This is a genomic window from Streptomyces sp. ICC1 (genome assembly GCF_003287935.1).
GTDB lineage: Bacteria > Actinomycetota > Actinomycetes > Streptomycetales > Streptomycetaceae > Streptomyces > Streptomyces tritrimontium.
In genome coordinates, this window is record NZ_CP030287.1 from 3,403,018 (window position 1) to 3,414,832 (window position 11,815).

Here is an 11,815-nt window from a genome sequence, read left to right on the forward strand (position 1 = left end):
GCCCGGTTCTTTACGATAAGTCGTCAATTGCGTAGGTGGCACCGATCACCCTTTCGTGTGCTTTTCACCAAAGACCTCAAGGGACATGGAGGCACGGCCGACAAAGGATTCGTGAGTACCCTTGCGCACACCATGATGACCGCCGCCCGCCACGCCGATTCCGGCCTCGCCGGCCCGGGCGAACTCGACCGCTACCCCTACCCGGAGGCCTCCGGGGCCGACCGTGTGGGAGTGCCCCACTGGGACGGATCCGACGTCGAGTTGAGCCGCGTCGGCCGCCGCGCGGCAGGCAGCCGCGGCCGCGGACTGCACGGCCAACTCGTCCAGCAGCTCGGCCAGATGATCGTTTCCGGTGACCTCGGTGCGGACCGCCCCCTGGTCCCCGAGGAGATCGGCCAGCGCTTCGAGGTCTCCCGCACGGTCGTCCGCGAATCGCTGCGGGTCCTGGAGGCCAAGGGCCTCGTCAGCGCCCGCCCCAACGTCGGCACCCGGGTCCGTCCGGTCGCCGACTGGAACCTGCTCGACCCCGACATCATCGAGTGGCGCGCCTTCGGCCCGCAGCGCGACGACCAGCGCCGCGAACTGGGCGAACTGCGCTGGACCATCGAGCCGCTCGCCGCACGCCTCGCCGCCGGCCACGGCCGCCCGGACATCCAGCAGCGCCTCGCCGACATGGTCGAGATCATGGGCCACGCGCTCGGCCAGGGTGACTCGATCACCTTCGCGCGCGCCGATCACGAGTTCCACGCGCTCCTCATCCAGGTCGCGGGCAACCGCATGCTGGAGCACCTCTCCAGCATCGTCTCCTCCGCCCTCCAGGTGTCCGGCAGTCCCATCATCGCCTGCGACCGGCCCAGCGAGACCTGCGTCGCGCACCACGCGCGCATGGTCGAGGCCATCGCCGCCGGTGACGCGATCGGCGCGGAGAACGCCATGCGCCAGCTCCTGACGGTCCATCCGGAGGTCGAGCGCGTGGTCCCCGCCCCGCGCGAGCACTGACGGGCGCGCACACGGGGGCGCGGAAGTTCGCCGACGTCTCGCCCGGTCCCAGGGGGTGCCCCCGGACGGAGTCCGGGGGGAGGGTCCGGCGGCCCCGTCGGCGGCCGCCTCCGGGCCCCCGCCCGCCCGGTCCCGGTCCGCGGCCGCCGGGACGCCCGTTCCGCGTGGTCGTTCGGCCCCCGAAACGGGGCGTGTTCGTACACACCGGACGTGCAGAAATCATGGAATGACCGGCATGGCATCAAACGGGGTGTGACTCGGGCCACGAAGATTGGGCGTAACGCTCAGCGAGGTCACGCGATGACCTAAGAGGTGATGGCCGACGGAGGGAAGACAGCAGCCCTTGCGGGTGCTGTACAGCTCCCCGGCCCCTGCCCGCGCCCCCGGCCCATCCCCAGTCGGTGGTCGTCGGCTCCGGTCCAGCACCACCAGGCCCGGGGTCGGAAGCCGTTTCCATCGTTCCGAGAGGTTGTTCGTGTCGGCCAGCACATCCCGTACGCTCCCGCCGGAGATCGCCGATTCCGAGTCTGTGATGGCGCTCATCGAGCGGGGCAAGGCCGAGGGGCAGATCGCCGGCGATGACGTGCGTCGGGCCTTCGAGGCTGACCAGATTCCTGCGACCCAGTGGAAGAATGTTCTGCGCAGCCTCAACCAGATCCTCGAGGAAGAGGGTGTGACGCTGATGGTCAGTGCCGCGGAGTCGCCCAAGCGCACCACCCGCAAGAGCGTCGCAGCGAAGAGCCCCGTCAAGCGGACGGCGACCGAACCCGTTGCCAAGAAGGCGGCGGCGAAAACGGCGGCCGCGCCGGCGGAGGCCGCGGAGGCCGCGGAGCAGGCTCTGCTGACCGTGGACGCCCTCGCGGAGGGGACCGCGACCGAACCCGCCGCCAAGAAGGCGGCGGCGAAGAAGACGACGGCCAAGAAGGCCGCGCCCGCCAAGAAGACCGCGGCCAAGAAGACCGCCGCGAAGAAGACCGCGGGCAAGAAGGACGCCGACGACGGCGATGAAGAGGGCACGGAGGACGGTTCCGCCGAGGCCAAGGGCGAGTCCGACGAGGACGAGGAAGGCGGGGAGAACAAGGGCTTCGTCATCTCGGACGACGAGGACGACGCCCCCGCCCAGCAGGTCGTCGTGGCCGGCGCCACCGCCGACCCCGTCAAGGACTACCTCAAGCAGATCGGCAAGGTCCCCCTCCTCAACGCCGAGCAGGAGGTCGAGCTCGCCAAGCGCATCGAGGCCGGGCTCTTCGGCGAGGACAAGCTCGCCAACTCCGACAAGCTGGCGCCCAAGCTCAAGCGCGAGCTGGAGATCATCGCCGAGGACGGCCGCCGCGCCAAGAACCACCTGCTGGAGGCCAACCTCCGCCTCGTGGTCTCGCTGGCCAAGCGCTACACCGGCCGCGGCATGCTCTTCCTGGACCTGATCCAGGAGGGCAACCTGGGTCTGATCCGTGCGGTCGAGAAGTTCGACTACACCAAGGGCTACAAGTTCTCCACGTACGCCACGTGGTGGATCCGGCAGGCGATCACCCGCGCCATGGCCGACCAGGCCCGCACCATCCGCATCCCGGTGCACATGGTCGAAGTGATCAACAAGCTGGCCCGCGTCCAGCGCCAGATGCTCCAGGACCTGGGCCGCGAGCCCACCCCGGAGGAACTGGCCAAGGAACTCGACATGACCCCCGAGAAGGTCATCGAGGTCCAGAAGTACGGTCGCGAGCCGATCTCCCTGCACACCCCGCTGGGCGAGGACGGCGACAGCGAGTTCGGCGACCTCATCGAGGACTCCGAGGCGGTCGTCCCGGCCGACGCCGTGAGCTTCACGCTGCTGCAGGAACAGCTCCACTCCGTGCTCGACACGCTGAGCGAGCGCGAGGCGGGCGTGGTCTCCATGCGCTTCGGCCTCACGGACGGCCAGCCCAAGACCCTCGACGAGATCGGCAAGGTCTACGGGGTGACGCGCGAGCGCATCCGCCAGATCGAGTCGAAGACCATGTCGAAGCTCCGTCACCCCTCCCGGTCCCAGGTCCTGCGCGACTACCTGGACTGACCCGGACCGGCCGGCGGGCGGGTCCTCGCGGGCCCGTGCAGGTCGTCGCCGGTGGTCGCGCGGGTGCGCACGGCCACCGGGCGTCCCACTCTGGGTGGAGTCATGCACACTCGGAGTCAGGAGGCCTCATGCGTCGTCCCTTTGCCCGTGTCCTGGCGGGCGCGCTGACCCTGGTGGCGGGAGCGGCGGCGGCGCCGCTGAGCCAGGCGCCGCGAGCCGCGGCGGACAGCGTGGTGATAGGCGGAAAGCCGGTCAAGGTGGCGGACGCCCCGTGGGTCGTGGCCCTCGCGAGCCGTGACCGGTTCGGGGGTACGCGGGGCGGACAGTTCTGCGGGGGTGTGCTCGTCGCCCCGACCAAGGTGCTGACCGCGGCGCACTGCCTGGCGCGCCAGGTGCTCGGCGGCCCGGTCGACTCGGTCCGAGACTTCCGGGTGATCACCGGGCGTACGGAGCTGCGCGCCGCCGAGGGGCGGGAGATCGCGGTGCGCTCCGCCCGGGTGAACCCCGGCTACGACCCCGCCAGCAACGCGGGCGACCTGGCCGTACTGGAACTGGACGAAGCCGTGCCGCCGCAGTACGTACTGCCGATGGCCGGCGCCGGGCATCCGGCGTACGGGGCGGGAACGGACGCGGCCGTGTACGGCTGGGGCGACACGAGCGGATTCGGCGACTACGCCTACGCGCTGCGGGCCGCCAGGGTGACGGTGCTGGCGGACGAGGTGTGCGGGCGGGCCTACCCCGGGGACGCCGACGGGCAGTACCGGGCCGACTCCATGGTGTGCGCGGGGGACCGCGAGGGCGGCAAGGACGCCTGCCAGGGGGACAGCGGCGGGCCGCTGGTGGCCCAGGGCAGGCTCATCGGACTGGTGTCCTGGGGGCGCGGCTGCGGGCGCGCCGACAGCCCGGGGGTGTACACGCGGATCGCACCGCTGCTCGGCTTCGTCGCCGAGCTCGCCAACGGCCCGGAGGCGGCCCAGGCGAAGCGGGAGCGCCCTGAGGTCCGCGCGGGCCTGGGGGTGGGCGTACGGCCCGCTCAGGGGCCCGGAAGGGCCCCCGTGGCGGAAGACTGGCCCCCGTCCAGGCGCTGAGGCCCGGATCCGGGCAGGTCCGGGCATGAGGACGGGCGGCACCCCTGGGTCTCAGAGGTGCCGCCCGTCGACCGGCCTGGCCGGTCCTGGCTCGTCGGATGCGAGGTGCAGGCCTTGTGTCAGCGGTCCTCGGGTTCGGCGGCACTGGCCGCCGGAGCGGACGTAAGCCGCTCGGTCTCATCCTGTATTTCCGCGGCGATCTTCTTGAGTTCCGGCTCGAACTTACGTCCGTGGTGGGCGCAGAAGAGCAGTTCACCACCGCTCAGCAGGACGACGCGCAGATATGCCTGGGCGCCGCAGCGGTCGCATCGGTCAGCGGCCGTCAGCGGGGTCGCGGGTGTCAGAACAGTAGTCACGTCGCCTCTTCTCTAGCTCGACGAGCTGTCGTACCAGGGTCAACATCCAACCAGGCCGAAAACGTTCCCGCTCGCGGCTTTTCCTCGAAACTTCCTTCCGAAGCTGGCCGGCTGCTGCCGGTTGGCGGCGAAGGAGCCGTATTGCGTTGCTTTACGGTTTCGCGTTGTCAGGTCGTTCGCTTGTTGCAGTTCCGCCCTCTCCGGCTGAGTGCCGGTTGTTCATGAGGACGTGCCCGAACACTAAATGGTTCATGCGTGGAAGGGAACGTGATGTTTCCTTCACCCCCACGGGGGATCGAACATCCGTGCGCATCTGGACTAGGCTGACGAAGGGCGTGGGGTGGCGTTGCATCGGCTCTACCAGGCCTCGGTACCCTTCCAGCGGCAGCCGAGCCACCTCTGCGCCCGACCGGGCCAGACAAAGAAATTCAGCGAGGAGCGAACTGCGTGACCGCCGACACGTCCGTGCCTTCCAGCGCACTGCTGACCGGAGCAGACCGGGACGGCTCCAACTACACCGCGCGGCACCTGCTCGTCCTCGAAGGCCTCGAGGCCGTCCGCAAGCGCCCCGGCATGTATATCGGGTCCACCGACAGCCGTGGCCTCATGCACTGCCTCTGGGAGATCATCGACAATTCCGTCGACGAGGCCCTGGGCGGCTACTGCGACCACATCGAGGTGATCCTCCACGAGGACGCCTCCGTGGAGGTCCGGGACAACGGCCGCGGCATCCCCGTGGACGTGGAGCCCAAGACCGGCCTGTCCGGGGTCGAGGTCGTCCTGACCAAGCTGCACGCCGGCGGAAAGTTCGGCGGCGGTTCCTACGCCGCCTCCGGCGGCCTGCACGGCGTCGGCGCCTCCGTGGTCAACGCCCTCTCCGCCCGACTCGACGTCGAGGTCGACCGGGGCAGCTCCACGCACGCCATCAGCTTCCGGCGCGGCGTCCCCGGCATGTTCACGGAGCAGGGCCCCGACAGCCCGTTCGATCCCGCCAACGGCCTGCGCAAGGGCAAGCGGGTCGCCAAGGGCAAGACCGGCACCCGGATCCGCTACTGGGCCGACCGCCAGATCTTCCTCAAGGACGCCAAGCTCACGCTGGACACGCTGTACCAGCGCGCCCGCCAGACGGCCTTCCTCGTGCCCGGCCTGACCATCGTCGTGCGCGACGAGCGCGCCCTGGAAGGGTCCGGCAAGACCGAGGAGACCTTCCGCTTCGACGGGGGCATCAGCGAGTTCTGCGAGTACCTCGCCCAGGACAAGGCGGCCTGCGACATCCTGCGCCTGACCGGCACGGGCGTCTTCAAGGAGACCGTCCCGGTCCTCGACGACCGCGGCCACATGACGCCCACCGAGGTCACCCGCGAGCTCGGCGTCGACATCGCCCTGCGCTGGGGCACGGGCTACGAGACGAACGTCAAGTCGTTCGTGAACATCATCGCCACCCCCAAGGGCGGCACCCACATCTCCGGCTTCGAGCGCTCGATCACCAAGACCGTGAACGAGGTCCTGCGCTCGGCGAAGCTGCTGCGCGTCGCCGAGGACGACGTGGTCAAGGACGACGCGATGGAGGGCATGACGGCCGTCGTCACCGTCCGCCTCGCCGAGCCGCAGTTCGAGGGCCAGACCAAGGAGGTCCTCGGCACCTCGGCGGCCACCCGGATCGTCGCGGCCGTCGTCGCCAAGGAGCTCAAGGCCTTCCTGACCTCCACCAAGCGCGACGACAAGCAGCAGGCCCGCGCCGTGATGGAGAAGATCGTCGCGGCCGCCCGGACCCGGATCGCCGCCCGTCAGCACAAGGAGGCGCAGCGCCGCAAGACCGCGCTGGAGACCTCCTCGCTGCCCGCGAAGCTGGCCGACTGCCGCAGCGACGACGTGGAGCGCAGCGAGCTGTTCATCGTCGAGGGGGACTCGGCCCTGGGCACCGCCAAGCTCGCGCGCAATTCCGAGTTCCAGGCGCTGCTGCCCATCCGCGGCAAGATCCTCAACGTCCAGAAGTCCTCGGTCTCGGACATGCTCAAGAACGCCGAGTGCGGGGCGATCATCCAGGTCATAGGAGCCGGCTCGGGCCGGACCTTCGACATCGACGCCGCCCGGTACGGGAAGATCGTCCTGCTCGTCGACGCCGATGTGGACGGCGCGCACATCCGCTGCCTGCTGCTCACGCTCTTCCAGCGCTACATGCGCCCGATGGTCGAGGCGGGCCGGGTCTTCGCCGCCGTGCCGCCCCTGCACCGGATCGAGCTCGTCCAGCCGAAGAAGGGCCAGGACAAGTACGTCTACACGTACTCGGACAACGAGCTGCGCCAGAACCTGCTGGAGTACCAGCGCAAGAACATCCGCTACAAGGACTCGATCCAGCGCTACAAGGGTCTCGGCGAGATGGACGCGGACCAGTTGGCGGAGACCACCATGGATCCCCGCTTCCGCACCCTGCGCCGGATCAACATCGGCGACCTGGACTCGGCCGAGTCGGTCTTCGACCTGCTCATGGGCAATGAGGTGGCCCCGCGCAAGGAGTTCATCACCAGCTCCGCCGCCACCTTGGACCGCTCCCGGATCGACGCCTGACCGGACGGCGGGAACCACGGGTGCCCCCGGTGGCACCTCCTGAGTCCTGGCACACCGGTGCTCTTCACTCCATCACCTGATGGAGTGAAGAGCACCGGGACACCAGTCCGGAAACGGTTCCTCCCGCACATCCTTGTGGGCACGCGGCCAATGCGGCAGCGGACAAGGAGAGTTCGGTGGACAAGCACGAAGGTCGTGATGCCGGAACGATCCGGCTGGACGACCCCTGGTACGACGCGCTGGCCGTCGGATGGGGCGAGGGCGCGGGTGCCGGCGTAGGCGCGGGGCCCGGCGGATCGGCCGGCGAGGGTGCGGAAACGTCACCGCCGCGCTCCGCCCCAGGAGGTCCGCACGCGCCCGGCGCGTCCGACATCTACCTCGAAGTGCAGCGCAGCGCGGCCTTCCAGGAGGTGCGCAGCCGCTACCGAAGGTTCGTCGTCCCCGCGACCGCCGGGTTCTTCCTCTGGTACGTCGCCTACGTGATCGCGGCCACCACGGCGCCCGGCATGATGGCCCGGCCCGTGGTCGGCTCCGTCAACGTGGCCCTGCTCGCGGGCCTCGGCCAGTTCCTCAGCACCTTCGTGCTGACCTGGGCCTACGCCCGGCACGCGCGGCTCAGGCGCGACCGGGCCGCCCTGGACCTGCGCTGGACGGTCTTCGAACAGGAGCAGGTCCGCCGGGCGGACGCCGGGGAGCGCACCCGGGCGCGGGGGGCGGGCCGGTGACCACCGAGCACCAGACCCTGGCGCTGCTGCTGTTCAGCGTCTTCATCGCCGTCACCCTGGGGATCACCACGTGGGTGAGCCGAAACCGGCACGGTTCGGCGGAGGAGTTCTACGCGGGCGGGCGGCTCTTCTCCCCGATGGAGAACGGTTTCGCCATCGCCGGCGACTACATGTCCGCGGCTTCCTTCCTCGGCATCTCCGGCCTGATCGCGCTCTTCGGCTACGACGGCCTCCTGTACTCGGTGGGCTTCCTCGTCGCCTGGCTGGTCGTGCTGTTCCTCGTCGCCGAACTCGTCCGCAACTGCGGCCGCTTCACCCTCGCCGACGTGGTCGCCGCGCGGATGAGCGAGAGGCCGGTGCGGATCGCGGCGGGGACCTCCTCGGTCGTCGTCTCCGTGCTCTACCTCATCGCGCAGATGGTCGGCGCGGGCAGCCTGGTCGGCCTGCTGCTGTCCGATTCGGGCCGGACCGCACGGACGCTGACCGTGATCGGGGTCGGCGCCCTCATGGTCATCTACGTGTCCTTCGGCGGAATGCGGGCCACGACCTGGATCCAGATCGTCAAGGCCGTCCTGCTGATGGGCGGGGCGATCACGCTGACCGTGCTGGTGCTGCTGCGCTTCCACGGGAACTTCGACCAGCTGCTCAGCAGCGCCGCCGAGCGCAGCGGTTACGGGGACCGCTTCCTGGGCCCCGGGCTCAAGTACGGCGGCGACTGGACGGCCCGCTTCGACTTCATGAGCCTCGGACTCGCGCTGGTCCTCGGGACGGCCGGGCTGCCGCACATCCTGTCGCGCTTCTACACCGTGCCGACGGCGCGGGCCGCCCGCCGGTCGGTGGTGTGGGCGATCGGGCTGATCGGCGGCTTCTACCTGATGACCATCGTGCTGGGCTTCGGGGCGGCGGCGCTGCTCGGGCCGGAGCAGGTCAAGGCCTCCAACGCCTCGGGGAACACGGCGGTTCCGCTGCTCGCGGCGTTCCTGGGCGGAGGGGCCGAATCCACCGGCGGCGCGGTGCTGTTCGCCTTCGTGGCCGCCATCGCCTTCGCCACGATCCTCGCGGTGGTCGCGGGGATCACCCTGGCCTCCTCGGCCTCCGTCGCGCACGACCTGTACGCCTCGCTGAAGCGCCGTCACGCCCGGCAGCGCAGCGAGGTGACGGTGGCCCGGGTGGCCGCCGTCGGGATCGGGGCGGTGGCGATCGCGCTGGGACTGCTCGCGCAGGACCTCAACGTGGCGTTCCTGGTGGGGCTGGCCTTCGCGGTGGCGGCCTCGGCGAACCTGCCGGTGCTGCTGTACTCGCTGTTCTGGCGCGGCTTCACCACGCGGGGGGCCGTCTGGTCGGTGTACGGGGGCCTGGTCCCCGCGGTGCTGCTGGTCGTGCTCTCGCCGGTGGTCTCCGGAAGCCCCGAATCGCTGTTCCCGGGCGTGGACTTCCAGTACTTCCCGCTCCAGAACCCGGGCCTCGTGTCGATCCCGCTGGGCTTCCTGGCGGGCTGGCTGGGCACGGTCACCTCGGCGGAGGAGCCGGACGAGCGGCGGCACGCGGAGACGGAAGTCCGCTCCCTGACCGGCGCCGGGGCGGTCTAGGCCGGCTCGCCGGCGTCAGCTCGCCGGCGTCAGCTCGCAGGGGGCCGGGGAGCGGGCCCGGTGGCGGGGGGCTGCCAGGAGTAGCGGTGTTCCGGGCGGCCCGTCTCGCCGTAGCGCAGGGCCAGGGTGACGCGGCCGGAGCGGTCGAGGAGCTTGAGGTAGCGCTGGGCGGTCTGGCGGCTGATGCCCGCGAGGTCGGCGATCTGCTGGGTGGAGAGCGGGCCTTCGGCGGTGCGCAGGATCCGGCGGACCAGCTCGGCGGTGGTGGGGGAGTGGCCCTTGGGGAGGTCGTTGGGGGCGCCGGCCGCGGCGAGGGCGCCGAAGATCCGGTCGACCTCCGCCTGTTCGGCCTCGCCGCCCGTGTCCAGGGTGCGGCGCAGGGCCCCGTAGGCCTCCAGGCGGGTGCGCAGGCCGGCGAAGGTGAAGGGCTTGACCAGGTACTGGAGGGCGCCGAGGCGCATCGCGGCCTGGACGGTGGCCAGGTCGCGGGCGGCCGTCACCATGATGACGTCGGTGTGTTGGCCGCGTTCGCGCAGGCGCCGGACCAGGTCCAGGCCGTTCTCGTCCGGGAGGTAGTGGTCGAGGAGGATCAGGTCCACCGGGCGGGAGTCGAGGAGCGCCAGGGCCTGCGCCGCCGAATGGGCCCGGGCCGCCACGCGGAAGCCGGGAACCTTCGCCACATAGGCCGCGTTGATCCGGGCAACACGCATGTCGTCGTCGACGACCAATACGTCGAAGTCGCCGGGCTCACCGCGGTCGGCGCCGCCACCGGACACGCCGGGGATCCCGTCCGGGGTCGCGCTCATCGCAGGGCCTCCGGGAGTACGACGGAGAATTCCGCCCCTCCGTCCGCTGTCTCGCCGGCCCGGACCGTGCCGCCCTGCCGCTCGGCCAGGCGCCGCACCAGCGCGAGACCGAGCCCGCGCTCGCGGTGGGCCCGGGGCTGCTTGGTCGACCAGCCTTCGGTGAAGATCTCCTCGCGGCGCGCCGCCGGGACGCCGGGGCCGCTGTCGCGGACCAGCAGGACGGCCGTGCGGCCCTCCGCCCGGATGTCGACCTCCACCAGAGGCGCGAGCGAGCCCGCCGCCGCGTCCAGCGCGTTGTCGACCAGGTTGCCGACGATGGTGACCAGCCCGCCCGGGTCGACGAGGCGGTCGGGCAGCAGGGCGCGGTCGGCCAGGCGCAGCGGGACGCCGCGCTCGGCGGCGACGGTGGCCTTGCCGACGAGCAGCGCGGCGAGCAGCGGGTCGTGGATCTTCTCGGTGACCTGCTCCGCCGTGCTGCGGTGCACGCCGACGACCTCCGTCACGAACTCCACGGCCTCCTCGTACAGGCCCAGTTCGAGCAGGCCGAGGAGGGTGTGGAGCCGGTTGGCGTGTTCGTGGTCCTGTGCGCGCAGGGCGTCGATCAGGCCTTTGGTGGAGTCGAGCTCGCGGCCCAGGTGCTCCAGCTCGGTGCGGTCGCGCAGGGTGGCCACGGCTCCGCCGTCCTCGGTGGGCATCCGGTTGGCGACCAGCACCCGCGGGCCCTGGACGGTGAGCAGGTCGTGGCCGGTGACGCGGCCGGCCAGGACGTCGGTGGTGCGGCCCGCGCCGAGTACGTCGTCCAGAGCGCGCCCGGCGACCGCGCCGGCGGAGTCGGGCGCGAGGCCCAGCAGTCGGGCCGCCTCGTCGTTGACCAGCCGGACCCGGCCTTCCCGGTCGAGGGCGATCACGCCTTCGCGGATGGAGTGCAGCATGGCCTCGCGCTCGGCGAGCAGGCCCGCGATATCGGAGAAGGCCAGGTCCCGGGTCTGCCGCTGGATCCGGCGGGAGAGCAGGTAGGCGGCGAGGGCCCCGGCCGCCAGGGCGCCGCCCGCGTACGCGAGGAGGCCCGGGATGGCGCCGAGCAGGCGGCCCTGGACGCTGTCGTAGGCGATGCCGACCGAGACGGCGCCGACGATCTCGCCGTCGGCGGCGAGCAGCGGGACCTTGCCGCGTGCGGAGCGGCCCAGGGTGCCCTCGTCGATCTCCATGACCTCGCGGCCCGCCAGGGCGTCACCGGGGTCGGTGGAGACGGGCCGGCCGATCCGGTCGGGGCTCGGGTGCGAGCGGCGGATTCCGGCCAGGTCCATGACGACCACGTACTCGGCGCCGGTGGCTCGACGGAGCCGCTCGGCGGAGGCCTGCACGGGGCCGTCCGCAGCCGGCCCCGATGCGAGGAGGCCGGCGGCCAGTGCCGGATCGGCCGCCGCGCTCTGGGCGATGGCCAGTGCGCGCCGCATGGCCTGGTCGTCGAGCTGCGCGCTCAGCGGGGCCAGGAACAGTCCGGTGGCCAGGGCGAGGACCCCGGCGGCGATGGCCAGCTGGGTCAGCAGGATCTGGGAGACGGCCCGTCTGGGCAGCCCGAGGCGCCGAGCGCTCATGTGGGGGAACCGCATGCCTAGGAACCCTAGAGGGTG

Annotated in this window: 9 protein-coding genes; 6 read left to right on the top strand and 3 right to left on the bottom strand. The window is 71.3% G+C overall.

Going from position 1 to position 11,815, the window contains the following annotated elements:
- Positions 1-57: 57 nt before the first annotated feature.
- From DRB96_RS16155 to DRB96_RS16165, 3 genes are all read left to right on the top strand, one after another.
- Positions 58-999 carry an FCD domain-containing protein gene (locus tag DRB96_RS16155; RefSeq protein ID WP_275431894.1) on the top strand — a complete coding sequence of 314 codons (942 nt, stop codon included), beginning with the start codon at positions 58-60 and terminating at the stop codon, positions 997-999.
- 475 nt (positions 1,000-1,474) lie between these two features.
- Complete coding sequence (locus DRB96_RS16160; protein WP_275431895.1) at positions 1,475-3,049, top strand: RNA polymerase sigma factor; 1,575 nt, start codon at positions 1,475-1,477, stop codon at positions 3,047-3,049.
- Positions 3,050-3,177: 128 nt separating this feature from the next.
- On the top strand, positions 3,178-4,137 hold the full coding sequence (locus tag DRB96_RS16165; RefSeq protein ID WP_112449102.1) for a serine protease: 960 nt from the start codon (positions 3,178-3,180) through the stop codon (positions 4,135-4,137).
- A gap of 119 nt (positions 4,138-4,256) precedes the next feature.
- On the opposite strand, the gene DRB96_RS16170 is transcribed toward DRB96_RS16165, so the two are convergent.
- The gene (locus tag DRB96_RS16170) at positions 4,257-4,493 is read right to left on the bottom strand and encodes a hypothetical protein (protein ID WP_112449103.1); all 237 of its coding nucleotides are present in this window, start codon (positions 4,491-4,493) and stop codon (positions 4,257-4,259) included.
- A 447-nt stretch (positions 4,494-4,940) separates the two neighbouring features.
- Here DRB96_RS16170 and DRB96_RS16175 point away from each other — a divergent pair, with 447 nt between their 5' ends.
- From DRB96_RS16175 to DRB96_RS16185, 3 genes are all read left to right on the top strand, one after another.
- Positions 4,941-7,061 (top strand): DNA topoisomerase IV subunit B, encoded by a 2,121-nt coding sequence (locus DRB96_RS16175; RefSeq protein WP_112449104.1) that lies wholly within the window; start codon positions 4,941-4,943, stop codon positions 7,059-7,061.
- A gap of 176 nt (positions 7,062-7,237) precedes the next feature.
- Positions 7,238-7,786, top strand: a complete 549-nt coding sequence (locus DRB96_RS16180) for a DUF485 domain-containing protein (RefSeq protein WP_112449105.1) — start codon at positions 7,238-7,240, stop codon at positions 7,784-7,786.
- Entirely contained in the window at positions 7,783-9,375 is a 1,593-nt protein-coding gene (locus tag DRB96_RS16185) for a cation acetate symporter (protein WP_112449106.1), read from the top strand. The genes DRB96_RS16180 and DRB96_RS16185 overlap by 4 nt, the downstream gene beginning before the upstream one ends.
- Positions 9,376-9,404: 29 nt before the next feature.
- Here DRB96_RS16185 and DRB96_RS16190 read toward each other — a convergent pair whose 3' ends face one another.
- Together DRB96_RS16190 and DRB96_RS16195 are read right to left on the bottom strand one after the other, a co-directional pair.
- Complete coding sequence (locus tag DRB96_RS16190; protein ID WP_112449107.1) at positions 9,405-10,181, bottom strand: response regulator; 777 nt, start codon at positions 10,179-10,181, stop codon at positions 9,405-9,407.
- The gene (locus tag DRB96_RS16195; RefSeq protein ID WP_239516171.1) at positions 10,178-11,779 is read right to left on the bottom strand and encodes a sensor histidine kinase; all 1,602 of its coding nucleotides are present in this window, start codon (positions 11,777-11,779) and stop codon (positions 10,178-10,180) included. The genes DRB96_RS16190 and DRB96_RS16195 overlap by 4 nt, the downstream gene beginning before the upstream one ends.
- Between the last annotated feature and the right edge of the window lie 36 nt (positions 11,780-11,815).

Coding starts and splice junctions, on each gene's coding strand:
- DRB96_RS16195 (WP_239516171.1), bottom strand. CDS start 11,779: ATGAGCGCTCGGCGCCTCGGGCTGCCCAGACGGGCCGTCTCCCAGATC.
- DRB96_RS16165 (WP_112449102.1), top strand. CDS start 3,178: ATGCGTCGTCCCTTTGCCCGTGTCCTGGCGGGCGCGCTGACCCTGGTG.
- DRB96_RS16190 (WP_112449107.1), bottom strand. CDS start 10,181: ATGAGCGCGACCCCGGACGGGATCCCCGGCGTGTCCGGTGGCGGCGCC.